Below are 24,457 nucleotides of genomic sequence, written 5' to 3'. Positions count from 1 at the left end.
CCGCCGCAGCGGGGCGGCGCGCCGGAAGGCGGGTGCCGCCGGGACGCGGGCGGCCGGGTCAGACCGCGCGCTTGCGGAGCTTGCGGCGCTCGCGCTCGGAGAGGCCGCCCCAGATGCCGAAGCGCTCGTCGTTCTCGAGCGCGTACTCGAGGCACTCGCTGCGCACCTCGCACGATCCGCAGATCTTCTTCGCGTCGCGGGTGGAGCCGCCCTTCTCGGGGAAGAAGGCCTCGGGGTCGGTCTGCGCGCAGAGCGAGTCGGCCTGCCACGCGAGCGGGTTGCCGTCGTCGACGCTGCGGACGCCCGGGACCCCGAGTCGGACGGGGTCGACGAACCAGTCGTCGGGGACTCCGGCGTGGTACTCAGGTAGTGCCATGTCACGATCTCCCCACGCGGCCGAGGCGCCCGGCCGGCCCCAGCTCATTGTCATAATTACACCGGTGTAACTCGCCCGCGTCAAGCTGCGGAGGGTAAACCCTCAGCCGCTCCTCGAGGGTTGCGACGCGCCGCCGCTCGCCGCCGGCGCTAGATGTACTCGGCCATGACGTTGGTGACACTTCGGGGCGTGTGAAGAGGCCTCCTGGCTTGATGGAGCTGTTCAGTTCAACCATCGCCAGGAGGCCTCGATGTCCCACGGTAATGCTCGTCTGACGGTTCACGGGAGGGTTCTCCTCGTGCGGCGGGTGGTGGAGGATCGTCGGCCGGTCGCGCACGTCGCGCGGGAGCTGGGGGTGTCGCGGCAGTGCGCGCATCGATGGGTGAACCGGTTCCGTGCCGAGGGGCTGCGAGGGCTGACGGATCGGTCATCGCGGCCCCGGTCAGTACCGAGGCGAACGAGCCCGGAGCGGGAACGGGCCGTGCTGGAAGCGCGGGCCCAGTTGCGGGCGGGTCCTGCGCGGCTGGCGCCGGTGACAGGTGTTCCATCCCGTACGATCTCCCGCATCCTGCGCCGGCACGGGGCGCCGCCGTTGGCATGGTTGGACCCCGTCACCGGGGCCGTGATCCGGGCATCCCGGTCAACGGCGCACCGGTATGAGCACGAGCATCCGGGTGATCTGATCCACGTGGACGTGAAGAAGCTCGGGAGGATCCCGGACGGAGGCGGCTGGCGGGTCCACGGGCGCAGCGAGCAGGTCCGCGGCCGCGGGATCGGGTTCGATTACGTCCATGCCGCGGTCGATGACCACACCCGTCTCGCCTACGCGGAGATCCATCCCGATGAGAAAGGCGCGACCGCGGCCGGGTTCCTGACCCGCGCAGCGGCGTACTTCGCCGGGCGCGGGATCACCCGGATCGAGCGGGTCATCACGGACAACGCGTTCGCCTACCGGCACTCGACCGCGTTCAAGAACGCCGTCCAGGACCTGGGCGCGCGGCAGAAGTTCATCCGCCCGCACTGCCCCTGGCAGAACGGCAAGGTCGAGCGCTTCAACCGGACCCTCGCGACCGAGTGGGCCTACCGGCAACCCTTCACCAGCAACCAACACCGCGCCGACGCGCTTGACCCCTTCATCGAGCACTACAACACTGAACGAATCCACTCAAGCCACGGGCTCACGCCCGCGGCCCGAGTGTCACCAACGTCATGACCCAGTACAGCTAGACCGCGGTGCCGGCCTGGCGCGCGTCCCAGGCGCTCGTGACCATGTCGTCCAGGGAGTGGCGCATGGCCCAGTCGATGTCGCGCGCGGCGAGCTCGCCGGAGGCGACGATGCGCGCCGGGTCGCCGGGTCGGCGGTCCTCCACCTCGGGCTCGAACGCGATGCCCGTGGCGCTCGCGATGGCCGTCATGATCTCCCGGACGCTCACGCCGGCGCCGCTGCCGAGGCAGTACACGGGCTCGACGGGCTCCCCCGCCTCGAGGCGACGGGCGGCCGCCACGTGCGAGGCGGCGAGGTCGACGACGTGGATGTAGTCGCGGACGCACGTGCCGTCGGGCGTCGGGTAGTCGCTGCCGTAGATGCGGGGCGAGCGGCCGTCGAGGAGCGCGTCGAAGACGAGCGGGAAAAGGTTGTGCGGGCTGGTGTCGAAGTAGCCCTCCTCGCCGGATCCGACGACGTTGAAGTAGCGCAGCGACGCGTGGCGGAGGCCCGCGGCGACGCCCTGGTCGCGCAGCAGCCACTCGCCGATGAGCTTCGACTCGCCGTAGGGCGACTCGGGCGCCTTGGGCGTCCGCTCGTCGACCAGGTCGACGTGGGGCGTGCCGTACACGGCGGCGGAGGAGGAGAAGACGATGCTGTCGACGCCCGCTCGCTCCATCTCCTGCAGCAGGACGGCCGTGGCGGTCACGTTCTGCTCGTAGGTGTGGAGGGGGCGGCGCACGGAGACCCCGGGGTACTTGTAGCCCGCCACGTGCACGACGCCGCGGATGTCGCCGGAGCCGAGGACGCGGGCGAGGAGCTCGCGGTCGAGCACGGATCCTCGGTGGAACGGCACGCCGTCGGGCACGAACGCCTCGTGACCGCTCGAGAGGTCGTCGAGGACGACCGTGTCGATGCCCGCGCGCGCGAACGCGGAGACGATGTGCGAACCGATGTAGCCGGCGCCGCCGGTAACCAACCATGTCATGCGGCAACCCTATCGACGGCGATCCGGCCGCCTGTCACGCGCCGTCGCCGTCGCGGCCGTCCGCGGCGGCGGCGGGCGCCGGGGTCGTCGCGAGGAACGCCTCGCCCTCGCCCGTCACGACGAGCCGGCCCTCGTCGGGCGTGACGTACACCGCGTCGCCGCGGCGGACGACGACCGTCGACACCTCGCCGCAGACCGTCATCTCACCCGACGTGCACAGGAGGATCGCCGGCCCGTCGACCGTGACGACGCTCGCGCCCCCGTCGCCGTCGGCCGCGTCGCGCGTGGCCGGGGAGACGTGCGCCAGCAGGAAGTCGGGCACGTCGGGCCGGTACAGGTCGACGCCCGGCGCCGTGCGCTCGGGCTCGAGGTACGGCACCGGGAGCGCCTGGAACTCGAGCACGTCGAGGAGCTCGGGCACGTCCACGTGCTTGGGCGTGAGGCCGCCGCGCAGCACGTTGTCGGACGCCGCCATGAGCTCGATCCCGAGCCCGTGCAGGTACGCGTGGATGTTGCCGGCCGGCAGGTAGAGGGCCTCGCCGCGGCGCAGCGTCACGCGGTTGAGGAGGAGGGAGGTCACGATGCCGGGATCCCCCGGGTACGCCGCGGCGAGCTCGCGCACGGTGCGCATCTCGGTCGAGAACTCGCGGCACTGGCGGTCGGAGGCGAGGTTCGCGAGCAGCGTGACGCGGTCGACGAGGCGGCGCACCTCGGATCCGCCGCCCATGAGGAAGGCGAACACGTCGCGCAGCACGTCCGCCTCGGAGCCCGTCAGGCGCGACAGCACCGTGCGGATCACCGCCGGGTCGGAGTCCGGCCCGGACGCGTCGAGCGTGAGCAGCAGCGTGAACACGTCGCGCACCTCCGCGAGCGGGCGGAAGCCGCAGAGCGCGTGGAACTCGTCGCTGAGCGCGAAGATCAGCTCCGGCTTGTGCAGCGGGTCCTTGTAGTTGCGGTGCGGGGCGTCGACGGGGATGCCGCGCTCCTCCTCGTGGCGGAAGCCGAGGCGCGCGCGGTGCAGGTCCGGGTGCGCCTGCAGCGAGAGCGGGCCGTCCGCCGCCAGCACCTTGAGGAGGAAGGGGAGGCCGGGGCCGTCGCCCGGGCGGAGGCCGTGGGCGAGCGGGCCGAGGGTCGTCTCGGGGTCGGCCTGGATCCACTCGACCAGCGTCGTCGCGCCGCCCGCGGACGCGGGGTCGACCACGCGGGTCGGCGAGCCGTCGTGCGCTCCGAGCCAGAGCTCCGCCTCCGGGCCGCCGGACGGATCGCGTCCGAGGAGCTCGGCGATGGCGGTCGTCGACCCCCATGCGTAGTCGCGGGGCGTGTTGGCGAGGGAAGTGAACACTTCGGGATCCTGTCGGGCTTGGCGGCTACCTACAACGCCCGAGGGCGCACGTCCTGTCCGGACGCGACCAAAGTACCAACCGATGGCGGCGCCGCCCGGACGCCGACCTAGGCTCGGCCGCAGGCGCCCGTCCCCGAGGGCGCCGACGAACCGCAATGGAGCATCGTGTCCCTCACCCCCCTCATCGGCGACTTCTACGGCTACGAGTCCCGGCTCGGCGAGCGCGAGAAGGAGTCCCTCGCCGACCTGCGCGCCTACCTCGAGGCCGAGGTCAAGCCGCACGTCAACGGCCTCTGGGCCCGCGCCGAGTTCCCCCGGCACGTGGTCGGCGGGCTCGCGGAGCGCGGCCTCTTCGGCATGCCGTTCCCCGAGACCCGCCCGTTCGAGAACTCGGCCGTGTACCGCGGCTGGGCGGCGCTCGAGCTCGGCCGCGTCGACGCGAGCATCGCGACCCTCGTCGGCATGCAGAGCGGGCTCGTGATGGGCAGCGTCGCGGTCGCCGGATCCCCCGAGCAGCGCGCCGAGTGGCTGCCCCGGTTCGCGTCCGGCGAGATCCTCGGGTCGTTCGGGCTCACCGAGCCGCTCTCCGGATCCGACTCCGCCCGCGGCCTCCGCACGATCGCCACGCGTCGCGGCGACGAGTGGAGCATCACGGGATCCAAGCGCTGGATCGGCAACGGCACCGTGAGCGACGTCACCGTCATCTGGGCCAAGGACGCGGACGACGGCCAGGTCAAGGGCTTCCTCGTGCCGAACGACTCCCCCGGCTTCCGCGCCACGCGGATCGAGGACAAGCAGGCCCTGCGCATCGTGCAGAACGCCGACATCGAGCTCGACGGCGTGATCGTGCCGGACGCGAACCGCCTGCAGAACGGCACGTCCTTCGCCGACACGGCCGCGGTGCTGCGCCTCACGCGCGCCGAGGTGGCGTGGGCCGCCATCGGGATCTCCATCGGCGCCTACGAGGCGGCGGTCGCCTACACGGGCGAGCGCGTGCAGTTCGGCAAGCCGCTCGGCGCGCACCAGCTCATCCAGGACCTCCTCGTCCGCAGCCTCGGCAACATCACCGCGTCCATCGGCCTGGTGACCCGCGCGTCGGAGATGGTCGACGAGGGGACGCAGTCCGACGAGCACTCGGCCCTGGCCAAGGCCTACGCCACCAGCCGGATGCGCGAGACCGTCGCCTGGTGCCGCGAGGCGTTCGGCGGCAACGGCATCGTGCTCGACTACGACGTGGCCCGCTTCTTCGCCGACGCCGAGGCCATCTACTCCTACGAGGGCACCCGCGAGATGAACACGCTCATCGTCGGCCGCGCGATCACGGGACACGCGGCCTTCGTCTGATGGGCAGCGGGGGCGTCCGGCGCGCGGGCGATGCCGGCGCCGCCGCCTCCGCTCCGCCCCGGCGGCGGGACGCGGGCCCGGCGGGATACCCTGATGGGCATGCCCACCGCCAGCCGCCGAGCCCTCCGGAGCTTCGCGACCTTCGTCCTCGTCACCACGTTCGCCGGTGACATGTGGCGCGACAGCCTCAGCTGGTGGGGCTTCGGCGCCATCGCGCTCGCCGTGCTGGTCACCTGCGTCACGCTGCTGATGCGAGCCCGGCCCCTGCCGCGCGTGCGCGTGCTGCCGATCCCGCTGCTCGCGTTCACGGGGATCGCCGTGCTCTCCATCGCGTGGTCGCAGTACCGGCCGGAGTCGGCGCTCGGCGTCCTCATCCAGATGTCGACGTCCATCGCCGCGCTGACGCTCGTCGTGCTGCTGTCGTGGTCGGAGATCGTGCAGGGGCTCGGCCGCGCGTTCCGCATCATCCTGGGGCTGTCGCTCGCCTTCGAGCTGTTCGTCGCCGTCGTGGTGCGCGGGCCGGTCATGCCGTTCTTCACCGACTACGGGCCCCGGGCGCCCGCCGCGTTCGCGTGGACCCGCGGGGAGATCCTCAGCGGCGGCCGGATCCAGGGCGTCGTCGGCAACGCGAACCTGCTCGCCATGGTCGCGCTGCTCGGCCTCATCGTCTTCTCGCTGCAGTACGCGGCACGCACGGTCCGCCGCCGCGACTCGGGGCTCTGGATCCTCGTCGCCCTCCTCACCCTGACCCTCACCGGCAGCTCCACGGTCCTCGTCGCGCTGATGATGACGGGCATCGTGGCCGTGCTCGCGCTCGTCGCCCGTCGCGTCGGCATCCGCGGTCGGCTCGTGCTGGCGGGCGGCGTCGTCGTGGCGGCGGTGGTGGGCGCGGGAATCGTCGCCACGCGCACGGCCGAGGTCTTCGAGCTCCTCGGCCGCTCCCCCGACCTCACGGGCCGGTTCCAGATCTGGGAGTCCGTGCTCGGCCTCGCGCAGCAGCACCCCGTGGTCGGCTGGGGATGGATCGGCTACTGGGCGCCCTGGGTGCACCCGTTCCAGGGGCTCGCCGTGCGCAGCGGGGTCACCTACCTGCAGGCCCACGACGCGTACCTCGACGTCCTGCTGCAGGTGGGGGCGATCGGTCTCCTCGCTTTCGCGTGCTTCGTCGTCACCACCTACGTGCGCTCCTGGTGGGCCGCCATCGACCGCCCGCAGCAACGCCGCGACCGCGTCGAGCCGTACTCCACCCTCGCGCTCGCGCCGCTGCTGCTCATGACCGCGCTGGTCGTGCAGAGCCTCGCGGAGAGCCGGCTGCTGTACGAGGGCAACTGGCTCCTGCTCGTCGTCATCGCGATCGTCACGAAGTCCGGCATGGTCGCGCGCGAGGACGTGCCGGGGCCGGCGGCCTCCCGCCGGCGCCCGGTCCCGTCCGAGGCCGTCGCGCCTGCTCCGGGCGCGCCGTCCCCCCGGTCGGGTGCCGCGCTGCCCGCCCCCGCGCCCGTCCCGTCCGCCCCGGCACCCGCCGCCGTCGACCCGCGCGTCGCCTGATCCGCGCGGCCGCCAGGTGCCCCGCCGACCGCCCGTGACCACCGGCGCATGACCCACCCCGCCCGACTGCCGCTCCCCGAGCGCCTGCCCGACCTCCTGGGGTCGGCGCGCTTCTCCGCGGCGCTCACCCACTGCATCCTCGGCACGGCGGTCCTGTCGCACGCGCTCCGGTCCACCGTGGGCTGGGCCGGGCTCGTGGCGATCGTGGCCGCCCTGGTGGCGATGGCCGCGGGATCCCTCGCGGCCAAGCGCGGCGACTGGGAGTGGCGGGGCCTCCTCCCCATCTCCCTGCTCATCCTGGTGGGATGGTGCGCCGCGACGCTCCTCTGGACGGCGTACCAGCCGGACGCCGTCGGCGGCGTGCTCCACCTGGCGGCGTCCGCGTTCCTCGCGGTCTACGTGGGCGTCGTCCGCGACCTCATCCAGATCGTGCGCGCGGCCGGGGACGTGCTGCGGCTGGTGCTGGTGTCGTCCCTCGCGCTGGAGGTGCTCGCCGGGCTGCTCATCGACGGCCCCATCCCGTTCCTCGGGATCCGCGGCGCGCTCGAGCGCCTCGGCCCGATCCAGGGGCTGCTGGGCGAGCGCAACGCCCTGGGGATCGTGGCCCTGGTCGCCGCCGTGACCTTCGCCGTGGAGCTCTCGACCCGATCCGTCTCCCGCGGCCGCGGCGTCTTCTCCCTGGTCGTCGCGCTCCTCGTGGCGTCGCTCACGCGGTCGTCGGTGGTCCTCGGCACGTTCCTCGTGCTCGCCGTCGCCGCGCTCGCGATGCTCGGCCTCCGGCACCTCGCGCGGCAGGCGCGGCCCCTGGCGAACAGCGCGGTCCTCGTGCTCGCGGCGGTCGTCGCGGTGCTGGTCGTGGCGTTCCGCTCCCCCGTGCTGCAGGTGCTGCAGGCACGGCCCGACTACCTCCAGCGCGTGGCGCTCTGGCGGGAGATGCTGCGCCTCATCGACCTCAACACCATCGAGGGCTGGGGCTTCGTCGGCTTCTGGCGTCGCGACGCGTACCCGTACACGGCCCTCGACCTCGTGAGCCGTGGTGCGCAGGAGACGGGCCGCAACGCCTACCTCGACCTCTACCTGCAGGCGGGTCTCGTCGGGCTGGCGCTGTTCGCCGCCTTCTGCGCCCTCGCGCTCGGGCGGTCCTGGGTGCTGACCACGACGAAGCGCGGCGTCGGCTACGTCTGGACCCCGCTGGTGCTCGTGGTCCTCGTGGTCGCGTCGCTCGCCGAGAGCGTCACGATCGTGGAGTGGGGCTGGGTGCTGCTCGTGATCTGCGCCGTCAAGGCCGCGCAGGGCCGCAGCTGGCGGCACGGGCTGCCGGAGCAGCACCGTCCCGGGTGACGCCCCGAGCGCGGCCGCGCGTCGGCGGCCGCGGGATCAGCGGACCGCCTCGTCGCGCGGTCGGCGGAACGAGAAGAACTTGTGGCCCGTGTAGGTGGCCACGGTGATCACGATGGTGACGAGGATCTGCGCGACGATGGGCTCGAGCGGCGTCGTCTCCACCACCAGCGGCAGCAGCAGCATGTTGGCGAACAGCGGCACGAGGTTCACCAGCGTGTAGCGGGAGAAGTCCGGCAGCAGGTTGCCGCTCACCTTGAAGACGAGCTTGCGGTGCAGGGTGAACGAGACCGGCAGCTGCACCGCCCACGCGATGATCAGGACGACGGGGTACGGGATCAGGTGGCCCCACAGCAGGTAGAAGAGCGCGAACCAGGCCGTCCCGAGCACGGTGTTGAAGCCGCCGACCAGCAGGAACGCGATGCGCTCGTCCTTGATCAGCCGGAGCAGGACGCCCGGAGGGGCAGTCTGCTCGCGGGGGGCCTCGACGTCGTGCGCGTGCTGGTCCATGTGTCTCCTCGCCGCGCCGGGCGCTCGAGGGGCCGGCCGGTGGGCCGCGCCGTGGTCGTCCGGTGCGGCCCCACTGTATCCGGTGGAGCCTGGCCGCCCGGTCGGGCAGCCGGACCCGCGGTGTCAGCCGACGCGCGTCACGCTGCGGCGCCGACGGGGATGCGCGCGAGTGCCGGCGGCCCCAGGACCGTGATGGGGGGCGTCGAGGTGCCCGCGATGGCGACGAGCCTGTCCCAGGTGGCGACCGGCCGTGCCTGCCCGCCCTGGAGGAGCGACACCGTGTCCGACGTGCTGCTCTTGACGAATACGGGCCCGCTCACCGCCCGGCCCGTGGGGTCGAGCGCGGCGCACGTGGTGGACGCGAGGTCGGTGACGGCGAGGCCGGTCGACCCCGGCGACGACAGCGCGACGACGTTCCCCTGCGTGGCGAGCGAGGTGACGCCGGCGCAGCGGACGAGCAGCGACAGGTCGGCGGCCGCACGCGGATACCCGTCCATCGTGGCGGGAGCGACGGTCGCGAAGGACCGCCCGAGGCCGAGCTCGGCGGTGACGGCGAAGTCGGGTACGCGGATCTTGCGGTCCAGCCCGTCCACCAGGAAGACGTCCGCGCTGTTGGAGGCCTTCGCCAGGGTGCCCGGCTGCAGCGCCGCGTGACCCGTGGTGTACCTGGCTCCCACCGGCGCCCGCATGGTGGCGACGAAGGGCGAGCGTCCCCCGTTGAGGCCGAGCACGGCGGCCCACGTGGAGACCGGGTACTTGACCCCTCCGCTGAGCAGGTAGGTGACGGGGCTGCCCGGGAGGACGAAGAAGGCGCTCATCTCGCCCGCGTCCGGCAGCGCCTGCAGCTGGCCGGGGTCGAGGTTGACGGCGTCCCCGCATCCGTACCCGTAGGAGGCGACGAGGTCGCACGAGGCGAAGCGGTGCCGACGGTCGGCCTGCACGAGGGCGACGGCGCCCGACGAGGGGTCGCGCACCAGCTCGGACGCGGCGATTCCGGTGCCGAGCGCGTCGAGGTAGGAGCGCGGGACCGTGCTGATCCCGCCGAGGGCGTCGAGGGACTGGTAGACCCCGAAGTCGGGGACCTGGTGCTTCTGTCCGCCGCTCACGAGGTAGACGGTGTCGTCCGTCGCCGTCTTCACGAAGGAGGACGCGGGTCCGTCGCTCGTGCTGCCGAACCAGTTGGTGTAGAGGCGCCAGAAGTTGCGGTTGCCGTACGAGGAACAGGAGTCGCCGGTGCCGTAGAGATTCCGCAGCGCCGCCGCGTTGGGCTGGTAGGGCGTGTAGATGTAGAGGCCGGCTGTGGCCTGGTTGCGGATGGTGACCTGCGAGGATCCGCAGTCCGCGTTCGGGTGCCAGAGGATGCGGTTGCTGCGCCCGGCCTGGTAGTTCCAGCGGGTCGGCGTGGACTGGTACACCTTGAACTGGTGCGCCGCGTTGTAGACCTGGTTGAAGAAGCCGTAGTAGAGGGAGTCGCACGCGGCCGTGTCCGGGCAGCCGTAGCCCGTGGCGCTGCGGAACTGGCGGTCGGTGGGCGTGCTGTCGGTGACGAGGCCCTGCTCCTTCTCGAGGAGCACCAGGAGCGCGGCCTGGCTGACCCCGCACGCGCGGCCGACCCAGTAGACGATGTCTGCTCCGCTGAGGCGCGACGCCTGGAGGCTCGAGCAGCGGCTGTCCGCGGAGCGCGCGGGCGTGTTCTCCACGTAGTCCTTGAGGCACACGTAGCCGGAGGCGCAGCTCGGGACGCGCGCCCGCAGGAAGGACTGGATGTCGCCCTGCGACATCGCGTCGCCGTCGTAGAACTTGGCGTCGCTGATGATCATGCCGGGGTCGAAGTCGGCACCCGACGCCGCCTGCGCGGGCTCGGCGGGGCCGCCGATCGTGCCCGTGCCGACGAGACCGACGCCGAGCGCGACGGCCCAGACGGCCAGGCAGGCGATCAGCCGCGATCGTCGGCGAGCACGCCGGACGTGGTCCACCCCGTTGTCCAACAAAAGATCCCCCTGCGTCCCCGTGCCATGAGATGCGATTCTCACACACGAGGAGGCATCCGCCGCACCGTGGTGCGGATCGGACGCCCCTCGACGTTCACCGGATGCCGGGTCGGAAGATGCCTACCCCTTGCGGCGCGAGGTCGTCGGCTGGTCGACGCCGAAGGTCCGGGCCCAGGACTCGGGGCTCGTGACCGTCGGCAAGGCCGCGCGGTACGCAGCCTTGAGCTGCGGCCACCGGGCGAGGATCCGCCAGCGGAGGACGATGCTCGTCCAGAGCATGCGGCGGAACAGCACCGGGTCGCGACGGTGCAGGAGCGCCGCCGACCCTTCCGCGTTGGAGACGAGCACGCTGTCGAACGAGGGGACGACCCACCAGCGGGCGTCCTCGAACGCGAGGTGCGCCTCTGGGCCGCGCGTCGCGGCCGGGCTGAGCGGGGCGAACGCGTGGCGCGCCACCGTGCGGGCGAGCCACACGATGCGGGCGATGCCCGAGGGGGCGCCTCCCCCGCGCCGACGCTGCGGCTTGTCCGGCGCGACGATCTCGGGCAGGGCGGCGCGGTCCTTGATGGGGACGCCGTCCGTGAAGCCCTTCGCCAGCTCCCGGGTGCGGGCCAGGCGCGTCACCATGTCCTGGTGCAGGCCGCGCGGCCCGCGGAGGATGTTGCGGTACGCCTCATGGCGTGCGGCGAGCGCGAAGTACTGCATCGAGACCAGGTGCCGGACGTCCGTGGCGAGGTTGGCCGTGAGGAACCGGCCCCCGCGCTCGTAGGGCGAGTGCAGCAGCGCCGCGATGAGGCGGTTGCGCGCGTGGAAGAACGCCTGCCAGTCCTGCGAGTCGTCCTTGTCGACCCAGGACACGTGCCAGACGGCGGCTCCCGGGAGCGTGACGGTCGGCACGCCGACCTCCTTCGCCCGCAGCGCGTACTCGGCGTCGTCCCACTTGATGAAGACGGGCAGCGACAGGCCGACCTGCTTGATCGTCGAGACGGGGATGAGGCACATCCACCAGCCGTTGTACTCGGCGTCGACGCGGCGGTGCATCCACCGGGTCTGGCGGAGGTTCGACGCGCTGAAGTCGTGGCGCGTGGGCGTGACGGGACCCCACATGAAGTTCCACATGTCGAAGCCCTCGGCGTACGCGTGGAGCTTGCTCTTGTCGTACATGTCGAACATGTGGCCGCCGACGATGGTGGGCGTCCGCGCGTAGTCCGCGAACTTCACGGCACGGCGGATGCTCTCCGGCTCGAGCGTGATGTCGTCGTCCATGACGAGGACGTAGTCGCTCGCGCCCTCCTTGAGCGTCTCGTACATGCCACGGGAGAAGCCTCCGGATCCGCCGAGGTTGGCCTGGTCGATGACGCGGAGCTTCGCGCCGAGCAGCTCCTGCGCCCGCGGGAAGGCGGGCTGGTCGGCGACCTTCTGGGTGCCCTGGTCGGTGACGTACACGTGATCGAGGAGCGCCGCCACGTCCGGCTTCTCGCCGATGTCGGTGAGGAGCTTCACGCAGTACTCGGCACGGTTGAGCGTCGTGATGGCGATGCTGACGGAGCCCGCGGCGCCCACCGTGGGCGCGGTGCCGGCGGGGGCGTACCAGCCGGCCTCGACGAGCGCGAAGTCGGCCTCCTCGCCCATCAGGTCGAACCAGTACCAGCCGCCATCCGCGAAGAACGTGAACGGGAGCTCGAAGCGGGAGGTGGTGGACCCGGTAACGGACGCGCCGTCGACCTTCTGGATCACGCCGCGCGCGTTCGAGCGGTAGACGATGACCTGGCCCTCGCCTTGGGTCTCGACCTCGAGCACGACGCCGTCGAGCGTGGTGCTCGCGCGCCAGTAGGAGGCGGGGAACGCGTTGAAGTACGTGCCGAACGACACCTTGCGTCGGTGGGGCACCTGGAAGCCGCGGTCGCCGCGGATCGCGCTGATGATGCCCATGTCGCTGAGGCGGACGACGGCGTTGTGCGTGTCGGCGTCGACCACGCGCAGCGGCGAGCGCCGGCGCTTCTCGGGCGCGACGGGGATGCTCGTCCAGTAGTCCGCGTCGACGTACAGCGGGACGATGTCCGGGTCGTGCTCGGACGGCAGGATGACGCGCTGGATGAGGTCGAGCTCGGCGGGTGCGCCCGCGAGGTCGGCGGCCATCAGGAGGCGTCCTTCGCGAGCACGGGCTTGAGCTTGTTCTCGTACATCGAGAGCGCCGCCCCGATCGCCATGTGCATGTCGAGGTACTGGTACGTGCCGAGGCGGCCGCCGAAGAAGACGCCCTCCTCCTGCTTGGCGAGCTCGCGGTACTTGAGCAGGCCCTCGCGGTCGGCGGCCGTGTTGACCGGGTAGTACGGCTCGTCCTCGCCCTCGGCGAAGCGCGAGTACTCGCGCATGATGACCGTCTTGTCCGCTGGGGCGTCGCGCTCCGGGTGGAAGTGCCGGAACTCGTGGATGCGCGTGAACGGCACGTCGGCATCCGCGTAGTTCATCACGGGCGTGCCCTGGAAGTCGCCGACCGGGAGCACCTCGCGCTCGAAGTCGAGCGTGCGCCACGACAGCGCGCCCTCCGAGTAGTCGAAGTAGCGGTCGATGGCGCCCGTGTAGACGACGGGCACCTTTCCCACGACGGAGGCCCGGTTGACCTCCTGGGTCTCGTCGAAGAAGTCGGTCTCGAGGCGGACCTCGATGTTCGGGTGGTCGGCCATGCGCTCGAGCCACGCGGTGTACCCCTCGACGGGGAGGCCCTCATGCGTGTCGTTGAAGTAGCGGTTGTCGTACGTGTAGCGCACGGGGAGGCGGCTGATGACCTCGGCCGGCAGGTCCGTGGGATCCGTCTGCCACTGCTTCGCCGTGTAGTCGCGGATGAACGCCTCGTAGAGCGGGCGCCCGATGAGGGAGATGCCCTTCCCCTCGAGGTTCCGCGCCTCGCCGGCGTCGAGCTCGGACGCCTGCTCGGCGATGAGCTCGCGGGCTGCCTGGGGGCCGTGCGCGGAGCGGAAGAACTGGTTGATGGTGCCGAGGTTGATCGGCAGCGGGAAGACCTCCCCCTCGTGCTCCGTGTAGACGCGGTGCACGTAGGGCGTGAAGTCCGTGAAGCGGTTGACGTACTCCCACACCGTCTCGTTCGACGTGTGGAACAGGTGCGCGCCGTAGCGGTGCACCTCGATGCCGGTCTCCGGGTCCTTCTCGCTGTACGCGTTGCCGCCGATGTGGTCGCGGCGGTCGATGACGAGGACCTTGAGGCCCAGCTCCTCGGCGACGCGCTCCGCGATCGTGAGTCCGAAGAAACCGGACCCGACCACTACGAGATCAGGGCTCATGGCACATTCCTTTGCTGGGGTGGCGCCCGACGGGCGCTCGACGGGACGGGTCAAGGGTAACGGGGGATCAGGCGCGGGCCCGCGGGGCCGTCCGGTCGCGCGTGATCAGGCGACGGTACAGCCCGCGGCGCACGGCCTCGGGGATGAGGCGGTAGCTGCCGCGGACCAGCACGTTGCGCAGGGCCTGCGCGAGCGACGTGAACCGGCGACGGCGGAACTCCCGCTGGAGGCGGAGCTCGGCGCGCAGCTGGGCCACGCCGCCGCGGCGGGCGTAGGCGCCGGCGCTCACGCGGTACATGACGAGCGGATCCGCGAGGTTCTCCACGCGCGCGCCCGACTGGATCATGCGGGCGAAGAGGTAGTAGTCCTCCATCAGCCCCAGCGGGAGGTACCCGCCCGCGCGCTTCACCGCCTGGCGCCGGTACACGACAGTGGGGTGGTTGAACGGGTCGTGGAAGCGCGCGTAGCGGGAGATGGCGTCGGCGCCGACCGGCGGGGTGCGGCGCCCGGCGATGGTGCCGACCTCGTCCGCGAACTCGTACATGCCGGTGCCGACGAGGTCGAGGCCGCTCGAGATGAGCTCCAGCTGGCGCGCGAACCGCTCGGGGAGGCTGATGTCGTCGGCGTCCATGCGGGCGACGACGTCGTGCGCGCAGGCCTCGAGCCCGCGCTCGAGCGCGTAGGCGAGTCCCATGTTGCGGGCGAGCTCGACCGTGACGACGGGGACGGGCGACGCCTCCGCGAGCTCCGCCATGGTGCGCGCGAGCTCCGCGGACACCGGGCCGTCGCGGACGACGACGACCTCGTCGGGCCGCAGGGTCTGGTCGTCGACGCTGCTGCGGAACGCCCTCCGGAGGAACTCGGGACGATCGCCCCGGTACACGGGGAGGAGGAGCGAGAAGGCCTCGGTGGGCATGCGCGTCCCCTCTGCTGCCGCGGCAGCGTCACGTCCGGTGGATGGGCGGACCCTGCCGTCAGGGCGACGGGGGTCGAGCCGCCAAGTGTAGCCGGGGGCGGGGTGGAGCACCGGGACCCTCGGGGCGGACCGGCCGGGCCAGGCGTCCCGGAGGACCCGGCTGATAGCATCGGCGCCCGTGCCCTCCCCCGACGCCCCCCGCCCGGATCGACCGGAGGAAGCCGGCAGGACCACTGACGTCGGCCATCGCCATCGCGCTCGCCGTGCTCCTCTTCCTCGTGACGCAGGTGGGCATGCTCGTGCACCGCACGGGCAGCGTCGTGGCCTCGTTCCGCGACTACTTCGTCTACGACCAGCTGTCGTACCTCTCCATGGTGGTGAACTTCGCCCGCGGCGACTTCGCGTCCGTCGAGCCGTTCACCGAGACCGGCAGGAACACGTACCCGCACCTCTACTACCTCGTCCTGGGCGCATCCGCCCACCTCACGGGCCTCGGACCCGTCGAGGCCTGGAACGTCGTCGGGACCATCCTGCAGGCCGGGCTCGTCGCGGCCATCGCCATCGCGTGCATCCGCGTCACCGGCCGCGCGTGGACCGGCGCGCTCGGCTTCGTGCCGCTGCTGCTCGGGACGTTCGCGTGGACGCAGGGCCCCGGTCAGTGGTTCTGGCAGATGAGCTCGCACGCGGTCCTGTGGGGCCCGTTCGGGGTGCTGTTCACCCTCAACGGCGAGGCCGCGGCGCTCTCCGTCGCGGGCATCGCGTTCCTCGGGGGGCTCGTGCCCTTCCTCCGCGGCTCGTCGCGTCGCGCGCGCCTCGTCGCGATGACCGTCGTCGCGGTCGTCGTCGGCGGCCTGCTCAACGTGCACGTCTACTCGTTCCTCGCCACCGTGTTCCTCTCCTTCTACGTGGTCGCGGCCTACGCCGTGCTCGAGCGCCCGCGTCGTCGGCTCCTCGCCCTCTCGGCGGCCCTGGTCCCCGTGTCGCTCGGGCTGGCCGTCGTGGTCGCCGGAGCGGTCGGACCGCTCCCGGCGTTCGTGGTCGGCCTCCTGCCGACGGTGCCGGGACTCCTCGCCACCATCGGCCGCACCCGCGGCCTCGCCCTGATCCCGATGGGCGCCGCGCTCGCCGCGACGCTCCCGCAGATCGTCACGACCGTCCTGGCCTCGGCGGCGGGCGATCCGTTCCTCTCGTACCGCGTCGCGTCGAGCAAGGACCTCGGCGTCGACCTCCCGCTCGGGCCGATCGCCGGGGCCGCCCTCATCGTCCCGCTCGTCGTGATCCTCGTGGCGGGGATCCGCGCACGGCGCACGGTGTGGACCGCGTACGCGGGCGGCGCGATGCTCGCCTGGGCGATCACGTCGACCAACGACCTGTGGCGCGCGAACCAGGAGCCCTACCGGCTGTGGATCGACTCGTTCCTGCTCATCGCGGTGACGATCGTGCCGGTCCTCCTCGACGTGGCCGTACGGACCCTCCGGGCTGGGACCACGGACGCCGAGGCGGCGCACGGGGAGTCGACCGGCCCCGCGCGCGCGCCTCGGCGGACCCGCGTGCTGGTCGCGTCCTGCGCCGCGCTCGTCGTCGCCGTCGGCGCCACGAGCGCGCTCGACTGGGGGCGGTTCTTCTCCGCCGGACGCGAGCTCCGGCAGATCACCTTCGCCGAGCCGCTGGACCGCGCGATCGCCGAGGTCACCGCGGGCGCGACGGACGGCTCGATCGTCGCCGGGCCGTGCCTCGATCCGCAGATCGTGAAGGTCGACTCGGGACGCTCCGTCGCCCACTACAACCTGGGCATGGCGTGGCCTGCCGACCGCGACGCCGTCGACGCGGTGCGGACCTCCGCCGCGGACGGCCAGGTCGACGTCGACGCAGCCCGCGTCGCCGGCGTCGCCTGGCTGGTGGCGGACTCCTCCTGCACGACCGGCCCCTCGCCCGCCTCCGACCCCGGGCTCACCGAGGTCGCCGCCGCCGTCTACGACGACGTGACGGGCGCACGCGCGGTGCTGTACCGCATCGGCGGCTGATGCCCGGGCCGGTGGATAAGCTCGTCCACGCTCCTCCCGCTCGCCCGCGAGAGCACGACCCCGAGACCGAGATCCGAGGATTGAACAGCCTGTGAATGCCACCCCCGTCCGACCGCTCGTCAGCTTCATCCTCCCGTCCTACAACGAGGCGGGTAGCGTCGACGTCTTCTATCGGACGCTCGTCGAGACGATCGAGGGCGCCGACCTGGACCTCGACATGGAGCTGATCTACGTCAACGACGGCTCCCGCGACGACACGCTCCAGAAGCTCCTCGCCATCGCCGCGACGGACGACCGGGTGCAGGTCATCGACTTCTCCCGCAACTTCGGCCACCAGATCGCCGTGACGGCTGGACTGGACCACGCCCGTGGTGACGCAGCGATCATCATGGACACGGACCTGCAGGACCCTCCCCGCGTCGCCGTCGAGCTCATCCGCACGTGGCGGGAGGGCTACAACGTGGTCTACGCGCAGAGGCGGACCCGCAAGGACACGTTCTTCAAGAAGGTGACGGCGGACGCGTTCTACCGGGTGCTGCAGCTCGTCGCCGAGATCGAGATCCCCCGCAACACGGGCGACTTCCGCCTCATCGACCGCAAGGTGATCGACGCGATCCGCCGCTTCCCCGAGCGCAACCGCTTCCTGCGCGGCATGGTCTCCTACGTGGGGTTCCGGCAGACGAGCGTCCAGTTCGACCGCGACGAGCGCCATTCCGGCGAGACCGGGTATCCGCTCCGGAAGATGCTCAAGTTCGCCGCCGACGGCATCCTCGGGTTCTCGACCTTCCCGCTCAAGCTCATCCAGCTCGTGGGGTGGATCGTCTCGGCCATCAGCGCGCTCCTGGTCGTCTACGTGCTGATCAGCCGGCTCGTGGCGCCCGAGAACACGGTGCCGGGCTGGACGTTCACGGTCATCGCCATCCTGTTCGTGGGCGGCGTGCAGATCATCATGCTGAGCGTGCTCGGCAGCTATCTGGGGCGGGTCTACGACGAAGTGCAGAACCGGCCGCTGTACCTGATCGACACGCACCACGGCGCCCGGCCGATCCAGAAGACGGTCGCCGTCGATCCGCTCCGCCCGGAGGTGTGATCCCCGTCGGGCGACAGCAGGTCGGGACGCGGCCCGGCGCCGTCAGGCCCGGCCCGCACCCCGCTCCAGGCGCGCGACGCCTTCGGTGATCCCGCCGAGGTCCGCCAGCACTGCCGCCGACTCCCGCGGCCCCGAGGCGAAGCCGTCCCGGAGGCCCCGCCGCAGCCCGTCGGCGAGCACCGCCCGGTCGGATGAGCGGAGGAAGGTGCGCGCCCACGACCGCGTCGCGGCGCCGGCATACAGGACCCGCTCCACGGGAGAGAGCGCGCGACTGCGCGTCAGCAGCCACACCTTGTTGCGGACCTCGAAGTAGAAGCGCGCGCCCGGATCCACGTCCGTCGAACCGAACGTGCGCGTGCGGTGCTCCACCGTGCTGTCGACGACGAGGTGCCCTCGTCCGCGACGGAGCAGGCGGGTGCTGTACTCGAAGTCGTCGTTCCACAGGAAGTAGTCGGCGACGGGGAGGCCGTGCCTGCGGACCGCGTCGGCCTCGACCATGAACGAGACGAACGACGCCGAGCGCACCGGGACGCACCCGTGGGCGGCGGCGCGCTCGCGCTCGCGGCGGCCCGCCGAGGGTCGGGTCCGCGGCGTGTTCATGGGATGGGGACGTCCGTCGACCCAACGGACCGCCGACGCGAGGACGACCGTTCGCGCGGGCGCCTGGGCTCGCGCGCGCAGCAGAGCGGCCAGAGCGCCTGGATCCGGGACCGTGTCGTCGTCCATGAGCCACACAAGGTCGGCCTCGTGCGCATGCAGGGCACGCTCGATGCCCACGGCGAACCCGCCGGCACCGCCTGTGTTGCGGGCGAGCCGCGTCAGGTTCGCGTCGGGGAACGCGGCGGCGACCGCGTCAGCGGATCCGTCCGTCGACGCGTTGTCCACCACGACGACCGCATCCGGCTGCCGGCTCTGCCTGCCCAGGGCGCCGAGGGTCTCCATCACCAGCTCGCGGCGGTTGTAGGCGACGACCACGGCGACCACGCGCGGCGGAGCGACGGTCACGCGCGCACCCCGGCCGGTCGCGAGGATGTCGAGGCACTGCGGCGGCAACGGCCGCGGAAGCGGTGGACCTCGATCACGCCGAGGCCGATCAGGACGAGGAGCCCGGCGACGGACTGCACCTGCCAACCGGGGCTGCGGAACGTCACATCCACGACGTCGCCGGGTCGGACCCCGTCGAGGTCGACGCGGGTGAGGAAGCCGGCGATGGGCCGCTTCTCGACCTCGCCCTCCGAAGCCGCGTAGCCGGGCCAGGGGATGCGGCTGAGCGCGACCGAGCCCCCGTCCGACGGGACCGCGTCGACGCGGAAACGCACCCCGGAGTCGTCCCTGTCGACCTCGGTCACGCGCGTGCCGTCGGACTCCCACACGACGCCACCCGCGGTCGGCAGCGGCTCGTCCCGGACGAGGAGCCGGGTCAGGGACGTGTCCGAGGCGACGTGCCAGCCGTCCGGCACCCGCGACCAGTCGGCGTCCGTCGGGAAGGACTCCTTGATGAGCTGGATGGAGCTGACGGACAGCAGGTCGACGTACTGCTCACCCGTCTGAGGCTCCACGGTGAAGAGACGCGAGAAGAGCTGGTAGCAGGTGTACCCGTTGTAGGCCATGCAGAGCGTGTCCTGGTAGGCGGGGAAGTAGACGGACGAGTAGGCGTTCTGCACGTTCGCCGGGTTGACGTACCAGAGGTTGGCGACGAGAGTGTCGGCCCACTGCTTCCGCTCCGCCGCGTCATCCGCGACGGTCCCGATGACGAGCACGTCCCCCTCCGCTCCCGCCAGCTGCCGCTGGTAGTCGGCGACGTCCGCCGGGACGTCGTAGTTCCGGAGCGGCGAGCTGGGGTGGGCGACGTGCTGCGGGATCAGGAAGAGCAGCGTCCCGGCGATGGCGAGCACGGCGAGCGAGCGGGTGACGCCGTCCCTCGAGATGGGAGCGGACGCGGACGCCGCCGCGGGTCCCTGCCTCCGGTGGATGACGTGCGCGGCGAGGAGGACCCCGGCTACGGACGCGAGCCCCGCGAGCACGATGACCTTCCAGTACGCGGGCGTCTGGCTGTCGGTCAGGGCCGAGCTGGCGAGGACGAAGCCGACCGCGAAGAGGACCCGCCGCCTCGACAGGCGCGCGATCCGCGCCCGGCTCAGGGCGAGCGCGGTGATGAGGAGCACCGCGAGCGTGAGGTACGGCATCATGCGCACCGGGAAGCGGAACACCGCGAAGTCGCTGGGCAGCAGCACGCCGATGGTCGCGGCGACCAGCACGACCACGATGCCGCGCCGCGTCCGCGAACGGAGCAGGCGCATGAGCGCCGCCCAGTCCACGAACGCCAGGAGGGGCAGGAACCACGCGATGTAGAGCATGGGCACGAGCGGGAAGTACCGGTCGAAGATGTAGATCTGCGGGCTGCCCACCGGGGTGCTCGACGTGAAGAGGCCGCTGAGGTTGACGGTCAGGAGGCCGGTGTTGATGATGCCGTCCGTCCGACCCGTGACCGGTGCGGTGAGGAGGCCCGGTAGGTGGACGACGACGGCGAAGGATCCCAGCGAGACCGACAGCCAGAACGCCCGCAGGACCATCCCCGGTCTCTTCAGGCGCCACGCCTCGAACAGCGTGGAGCCGAGGACGAGCCCGAGGAAGATCGTGGCGGCGGCGTAGCTGAAGCCGATGAGCGTCGCGCCCACGAGCACGGCGGGGACGGCGGATCGGCCGAGCAGGACGGTGCGTCGGGCCAGGGCCCACGCGAGCGGCCAGAGGCAGTAGGCCATCAGCCCGTTGGCCCAGGACGGCGCGTCCATGTACAAGGTGAATCCCGCGAGCGGGGCGGCTATGCCGGTCACGGCGGCCCACGACCTCGGGATGCCGAAGGTGCGGGCGAGGAGCTGCGCGCCCAGCCCGGCCACGACCAGGAAGACGAGCTTGACCAGGGTGACGTAGAGCGCGGCGTCGGCGAGCTGGTGGGAGCCGACGCCGATGAGCCAGAGGACCGGGCTGAACAGCCCCCACGCCCCCTCCGCCAGGTAGTTCCCCGACTGCCACACCTGCGGCACCACGAGCGCCCACTGGCCGGCGAGCACGCGGTTGCCGATCTCGTACCACTGCCCGAAGAGGCCGGATTGGCTGTCGTCCACGAAGTAGTAGCCGGGTTCCACGAGCAGGGGGATGACGGCGCCCACCAGGACCCCGACCACGACCACCAGGGGCCACACGACTCTCTTCGACACGTTCAGCTGATTCCTCCACACGTTGGCGCCCGCTCGGACCGGCGGTCACGCTCCGACGGACGTTCCCGGAGCTGTGCGGGGCGGACGGTCTCACCCCGGGCGCTCGGAAGCCTCCTCAGGGTATACGTTCGCCGCCCTCCGTCCGGGACACGCACCGGGGGCCGCGGATGTCCCTCGTGCATGCCCGAGGAGCAGCGTGAGACGATGGTCGTCGCCTCCCGCTGCCGCGACCCGGCGACCCCCTCGCGGAGCCGACGGGACGCGGCCGACAGCCCCCATCAGATCCGGAGCCACCGTGTCCGCACCTCGCGTGTCCATCGTCATCCCCGCCTACAATAACGCCGACTACCTCGCCGAGACGGTGGACTCCGTGTTGGCGCAGACGTTCACCGACTTCGAGGTCGTGATCGCGGACCACGCGTCCACCGACGGCACCTGGGACGTCATGCACCGCTACGCCGACGAGCCGCGCGTCCGTCTGCTCCGCACCGACGCGGGCGGCGGCGCGCTCCGCAACTGGAACCGCGTGAGCCAGGAGGCCCGCGGCGAGCTGATCAAGCTGGTCTGCGGCGACGACCTCCTCTACCCCACCATCCTGGAGCGGCAGGTGGCCGAGCTCGACGCGTCGCCGTCGGTCGTGCTCGTCGCGTCCCCGCGGGACATCGTCGACGCCGACAGCCGTCCGATCGTGCGCGACCACGGCGTCTCCGGATCCCGCATCGCCATCTCCGGCGCCGCGGCCGTCCGCCGCACCGTCCGCTCGGGCACCAACATCTTCGGCGAGCCGGGCTGCGTGCTCATGCGCCGAGCCGACCTCGAGGCCGTGGGTTGGTGGGACTCGCGCTGGCCCTACCTCATCGACGAGACCACCTACGCGAAGGTGCTGCTCCGCGGCGACTTCGCGTCGGTCGGCCCGAAGGCCCTCGCGGGGTTCCGGATCTCCGACTCGCAGTGGAGCGTGCGCCTCGCGGGTGAGCAGGCCAGCGCCGCCGCGGGCTTCCATCACTGGGTGCTCGACGAGCACCCCGGCGTGGTGTCCCGGGCCGACGTCCGTCTGGGCGACGCGATGGCCCGCGCCAAGGCGCTCTCCCGCCGGCTCGTGTACCTCTACCTCGGTCGGCGCATGTCGCGCTCCGAGGTGCGCTGATCACGCCGGGCACGACCCTCGGGACGCGCCCGGCCGATGGGCGCCCTAGGAGTCGAGCAGCGTGACGAGGTAGCGCCCGTAGCCGCTCTTGATGAGCGGTCGCGCGAGCTCCTCGAGGGCGTCCCGGTCGATCCAGCCGGCGCGGTAGGCGATCTCCTCGATGCAGCCGATCTTGAACCCCTGGCGGTCCTCGATGACCTTCACGTACTCGGAGGCCTGCATCATGCTCTCGAACGTGCCGGTGTCGAGCCATGCGGTGCCGCGGTCGAGCACCTGGACGCGGAGACGACCGGCCTGGAGGTAGTGGTCGTTGACGGCCGTGATCTCGAGCTCGCCGCGCTCGCTCGGCTGGATGCCTTTCGCGATCTCGACCACGTCGTTGTCGAAGAAGTAGAGGCCGGGCACGGCGTACGCGCTCTTCGGCTTCGCGGGCTTCTCCTCGATGGAGACGGCCGTGAAGTCCTCGTCGAACTCGACGACCCCGTAGGCCGTGGGATCCGCCACGTGGTACGCGAAGATCAGCGCGCCGTCGATTTCGGTGTTCTTCCTGAGGCTCGTGCCGAGGCCCGCGCCGTGGAAGATGTTGTCGCCGAGGACGAGCGCGACCGAGTCGTCGCCGATGAACTCCTCGCCGATGACGAAGGCCTGCGCGAGGCCGTCGGGCGAGGGCTGCACGGCGTACTCGATGCGCATGCCGAGGTGCGAGCCGTCGCCGAGCAGGGCCCGGAACTGGTCGTTGTACTCGGGGGTCGTGATGATGAGCACCTCGCGGATGTCCGCCATCATCAGCGTCGACAGGGGGTAGTAGATCATCGGCTTGTCGTAGATCGGCATCAGCTGCTTGCTGATGCCCTTCGTGATCGGCCAGAGCCGGGTGCCGGATCCGCCGGCCAGGATGATGCCCTTCATGGGTCAGCTCACCTTCTGCGCGTCGTGGAAGGCGCGCATGTCCGACCAGGTGGGGAGGAGGCCGGCGGCCGCCGCCTCGGCGAGCGTCGGCGCCTCGAGGTCCTTCGGGGAGAGGAGCGGCTCGCCGGCCTCCTCGGGGAAGACGAGGCCGAGCTCGGGGTCGAGCGGCGTGATGCCGTGCTCGGCGCCGGGGTTGTAGACGTCGCTCACGAGGTAGGTGACGGCCGCGTCGTCGGTGAGAGCGACGAAGCAATGGCCGAGGCCCTCGGAGATGTAGACGGCCTTGTGCGTCTCGGTGTTGAGCCGCACGCTGTCCCACTGGCCGAAGGTCGGGGACCCGACGCGGATGTCCACGATGAAGTCGAGCACGGCGCCGGAGACGGCCTTCACGTGCTTGGCCTGGCCGCGCGGCACGTCGGCGAAGTGCACGCCGCGGACGACACCGCGCCTGGACACGCTCATGTTGGCCTGGCGGAGGTCGAGCGGGTGGCCGACCGCCTCCTGGATCTCGTCGAACCGGTACCACTCGAGGAACACGCCCCGGTCGTCCGTGCGCTGGATGGGGGTGAGCTCGTACGCGTCGGGTACGGCGAGTTCGCGGATCTGCACGGGTCGGAGTCTAGCAACGGGCCCGTCAGCGACCGGCCCGGCCTTCGCCGGGCGGCCTGCGGAACGAGAACCAGCGGTGCCCGACGTAGCTGATGACGGTGATCGCCACCACGATGAGCGCCTGCGCGACCAGGCGCTCGACGCCGAACGAGACGAGCAGCGGGAGCGAGACGGCGTTCAGCGTGATCGACACGGCGTACACCGAGACGAACCGCGCCAGGTCGCGCAGCACGTGGCCGCGCACGCGGAAGACGAACCGCCGGTAGAGGAGGAACGCCACGAGGATGGCGACCGCGTAGCTGCCGGCGAGGGGCACGAGGCTGCCGGCGACCGGATGGCCGGCGTCGTCCAGCGCACGACCGGCCGTCGCGGCGAGCCCCGCGAACAGGAGGAACGCGAAGGCGGTGTTGAACCCGCCGACGAGGAGGAACGCCACGCGCTCGTCGCGGAGGAGCGCGCGGATCCGGGAGGCGGCCATCCCCGCATCCTGCCCGCCTCTCCTCGGGATCCCCCGCGCGGATCGCCCCTCCCCCGCACGGGGACGTGGCCGCGCGGGCCGCCGCCGGTACACTCGCAGGCGGTCCGCCCCTACGGCAGCGGA

The 24,457-nt window shown here is 71.8% G+C and carries 20 protein-coding genes; 7 read left to right on the top strand and 13 right to left on the bottom strand.

Features of this window, described 5'->3' with window-relative positions:
* Positions 1-58 precede the first annotated feature (58 nt).
* Positions 59-376 (bottom strand): WhiB family transcriptional regulator, encoded by a 318-nt coding sequence (locus tag CMS_RS03245; protein ID WP_012298082.1) that lies wholly within the window; start codon positions 374-376, stop codon positions 59-61.
* A gap of 250 nt (positions 377-626) precedes the next feature.
* Here CMS_RS03245 and CMS_RS16485 point away from each other — a divergent pair, with 250 nt between their 5' ends.
* Positions 627-1,589: an IS481-like element IS1121 family transposase gene (locus tag CMS_RS16485; RefSeq protein WP_012296866.1), complete on the top strand. Its 963-nt coding sequence runs from the start codon at positions 627-629 to the stop codon at positions 1,587-1,589.
* Positions 1,590-1,599: 10 nt separating this feature from the next.
* Here the strand turns inward: CMS_RS16485 and galE are convergent, their stop codons facing one another.
* Together galE and manA are read right to left on the bottom strand one after the other, a co-directional pair.
* Positions 1,600-2,568, bottom strand: coding sequence for a UDP-glucose 4-epimerase GalE (gene galE / locus CMS_RS03235; protein WP_012298081.1), 969 nt, complete (start codon positions 2,566-2,568; stop codon positions 1,600-1,602).
* Positions 2,569-2,602: 34 nt separating this feature from the next.
* Positions 2,603-3,910, bottom strand: coding sequence for a mannose-6-phosphate isomerase, class I (gene manA, locus CMS_RS03230; protein WP_012298080.1), 1,308 nt, complete (start codon positions 3,908-3,910; stop codon positions 2,603-2,605).
* A gap of 165 nt (positions 3,911-4,075) precedes the next feature.
* Here manA and CMS_RS03225 point away from each other — a divergent pair, with 165 nt between their 5' ends.
* The 3 genes from CMS_RS03225 to CMS_RS03215 all read left to right on the top strand — a co-directional run bounded on the left by CMS_RS03225 (position 4,076) and on the right by CMS_RS03215 (position 8,143).
* Complete coding sequence (locus tag CMS_RS03225; protein ID WP_012298079.1) at positions 4,076-5,254, top strand: acyl-CoA dehydrogenase family protein; 1,179 nt, start codon at positions 4,076-4,078, stop codon at positions 5,252-5,254.
* A gap of 99 nt (positions 5,255-5,353) precedes the next feature.
* Positions 5,354-6,802 (top strand): O-antigen ligase family protein, encoded by a 1,449-nt coding sequence (locus tag CMS_RS03220; protein ID WP_223842711.1) that lies wholly within the window; start codon positions 5,354-5,356, stop codon positions 6,800-6,802.
* 48 nt (positions 6,803-6,850) lie between these two features.
* Entirely contained in the window at positions 6,851-8,143 is a 1,293-nt protein-coding gene (locus tag CMS_RS03215) for an O-antigen ligase family protein (RefSeq protein WP_012298077.1), read from the top strand.
* A gap of 36 nt (positions 8,144-8,179) precedes the next feature.
* Here the strand turns inward: CMS_RS03215 and CMS_RS03210 are convergent, their stop codons facing one another.
* The 5 genes from CMS_RS03210 to CMS_RS03190 all read right to left on the bottom strand — a co-directional run bounded on the left by CMS_RS03210 (position 8,180) and on the right by CMS_RS03190 (position 14,859).
* The gene (locus tag CMS_RS03210; RefSeq protein WP_012298076.1) at positions 8,180-8,650 is read right to left on the bottom strand and encodes a GtrA family protein; all 471 of its coding nucleotides are present in this window, start codon (positions 8,648-8,650) and stop codon (positions 8,180-8,182) included.
* 137 nt (positions 8,651-8,787) lie between these two features.
* Positions 8,788-10,626: a hypothetical protein gene (locus CMS_RS03205; RefSeq protein WP_049791887.1), complete on the bottom strand. Its 1,839-nt coding sequence runs from the start codon at positions 10,624-10,626 to the stop codon at positions 8,788-8,790.
* Positions 10,627-10,761: 135 nt separating this feature from the next.
* Positions 10,762-12,780, bottom strand: coding sequence for a glycosyltransferase (locus CMS_RS03200; protein ID WP_012298074.1), 2,019 nt, complete (start codon positions 12,778-12,780; stop codon positions 10,762-10,764).
* Positions 12,780-13,943 (bottom strand): UDP-galactopyranose mutase, encoded by a 1,164-nt coding sequence (glf, locus tag CMS_RS03195; protein ID WP_012298073.1) that lies wholly within the window; start codon positions 13,941-13,943, stop codon positions 12,780-12,782. Before glf ends, CMS_RS03200 begins: the two co-directional genes overlap by 1 nt.
* A gap of 67 nt (positions 13,944-14,010) precedes the next feature.
* Positions 14,011-14,859 carry a glycosyltransferase gene (locus CMS_RS03190; protein WP_012298072.1) on the bottom strand — a complete coding sequence of 283 codons (849 nt, stop codon included), beginning with the start codon at positions 14,857-14,859 and terminating at the stop codon, positions 14,011-14,013.
* Positions 14,860-15,122: 263 nt separating this feature from the next.
* Between CMS_RS03190 and CMS_RS03185 the strand changes: the two genes are divergently transcribed.
* Both CMS_RS03185 and CMS_RS03180 read left to right on the top strand, forming a co-directional pair.
* Positions 15,123-16,883: a hypothetical protein gene (locus tag CMS_RS03185; protein ID WP_041464357.1), complete on the top strand. Its 1,761-nt coding sequence runs from the start codon at positions 15,123-15,125 to the stop codon at positions 16,881-16,883.
* A 91-nt stretch (positions 16,884-16,974) separates the two neighbouring features.
* Positions 16,975-17,973, top strand: a complete 999-nt coding sequence (locus CMS_RS03180) for a glycosyltransferase family 2 protein (protein WP_012298070.1) — start codon at positions 16,975-16,977, stop codon at positions 17,971-17,973.
* Positions 17,974-18,015: 42 nt separating this feature from the next.
* Here the strand turns inward: CMS_RS03180 and CMS_RS03175 are convergent, their stop codons facing one another.
* A complete protein-coding gene (locus CMS_RS03175; RefSeq protein ID WP_012298069.1) occupies positions 18,016-18,978 on the bottom strand; it encodes a glycosyltransferase in 963 nt (320 codons plus the stop codon).
* Positions 18,975-21,191, bottom strand: coding sequence for a glycosyltransferase family protein (locus CMS_RS03170; RefSeq protein WP_133064110.1), 2,217 nt, complete (start codon positions 21,189-21,191; stop codon positions 18,975-18,977). Before CMS_RS03170 ends, CMS_RS03175 begins: the two co-directional genes overlap by 4 nt.
* A 310-nt stretch (positions 21,192-21,501) precedes the next feature.
* On the opposite strand from CMS_RS03170, the gene CMS_RS03165 reads away from it, so the two are divergent.
* Positions 21,502-22,338, top strand: a complete 837-nt coding sequence (locus CMS_RS03165; protein WP_231692854.1) for a glycosyltransferase family 2 protein — start codon at positions 21,502-21,504, stop codon at positions 22,336-22,338.
* Between the two features lie 45 nt (positions 22,339-22,383).
* Here CMS_RS03165 and rfbA read toward each other — a convergent pair whose 3' ends face one another.
* From rfbA to CMS_RS03150, 3 genes are read right to left on the bottom strand one after another with little or no spacing between them, the layout of a single operon-like run.
* Positions 22,384-23,247: a glucose-1-phosphate thymidylyltransferase RfbA gene (gene rfbA / locus CMS_RS03160; RefSeq protein ID WP_012298066.1), complete on the bottom strand. Its 864-nt coding sequence runs from the start codon at positions 23,245-23,247 to the stop codon at positions 22,384-22,386.
* Between the two features lie 3 nt (positions 23,248-23,250).
* On the bottom strand, positions 23,251-23,856 hold the full coding sequence (locus tag CMS_RS03155; RefSeq protein WP_012298065.1) for a dTDP-4-dehydrorhamnose 3,5-epimerase family protein: 606 nt from the start codon (positions 23,854-23,856) through the stop codon (positions 23,251-23,253).
* Between the two features lie 25 nt (positions 23,857-23,881).
* Complete coding sequence (locus CMS_RS03150) at positions 23,882-24,334, bottom strand: GtrA family protein (RefSeq protein ID WP_012298064.1); 453 nt, start codon at positions 24,332-24,334, stop codon at positions 23,882-23,884.
* Positions 24,335-24,457 lie beyond the last annotated feature (123 nt).

Origin of the sequence: Clavibacter sepedonicus, from assembly GCF_000069225.1 — a bacterium.
Lineage (GTDB): Bacteria > Actinomycetota > Actinomycetes > Actinomycetales > Microbacteriaceae > Clavibacter > Clavibacter sepedonicus.
The sequence above is the reverse complement of the archived record's forward strand: the minus strand, read 5'-3'. Positions and strand labels throughout refer to the sequence as shown.

Coding starts and splice junctions, on each gene's coding strand:
- CMS_RS03245 (WP_012298082.1), bottom strand. CDS start 376: ATGGCACTACCTGAGTACCACGCCGGAGTCCCCGACGACTGGTTCGTC.
- CMS_RS16485 (WP_012296866.1), top strand. CDS start 627: ATGTCCCACGGTAATGCTCGTCTGACGGTTCACGGGAGGGTTCTCCTC.
- galE (WP_012298081.1), bottom strand. CDS start 2,568: ATGACATGGTTGGTTACCGGCGGCGCCGGCTACATCGGTTCGCACATC.
- CMS_RS03220 (WP_223842711.1), top strand. CDS start 5,354: ATGCCCACCGCCAGCCGCCGAGCCCTCCGGAGCTTCGCGACCTTCGTC.
- CMS_RS03215 (WP_012298077.1), top strand. CDS start 6,851: ATGACCCACCCCGCCCGACTGCCGCTCCCCGAGCGCCTGCCCGACCTC.
- CMS_RS03210 (WP_012298076.1), bottom strand. CDS start 8,650: ATGGACCAGCACGCGCACGACGTCGAGGCCCCCCGCGAGCAGACTGCC.
- CMS_RS03200 (WP_012298074.1), bottom strand. CDS start 12,780: ATGGCCGCCGACCTCGCGGGCGCACCCGCCGAGCTCGACCTCATCCAG.
- glf (WP_012298073.1), bottom strand. CDS start 13,943: ATGAGCCCTGATCTCGTAGTGGTCGGGTCCGGTTTCTTCGGACTCACG.
- CMS_RS03190 (WP_012298072.1), bottom strand. CDS start 14,859: ATGCCCACCGAGGCCTTCTCGCTCCTCCTCCCCGTGTACCGGGGCGAT.
- rfbA (WP_012298066.1), bottom strand. CDS start 23,247: ATGAAGGGCATCATCCTGGCCGGCGGATCCGGCACCCGGCTCTGGCCG.
- CMS_RS03150 (WP_012298064.1), bottom strand. CDS start 24,334: ATGGCCGCCTCCCGGATCCGCGCGCTCCTCCGCGACGAGCGCGTGGCG.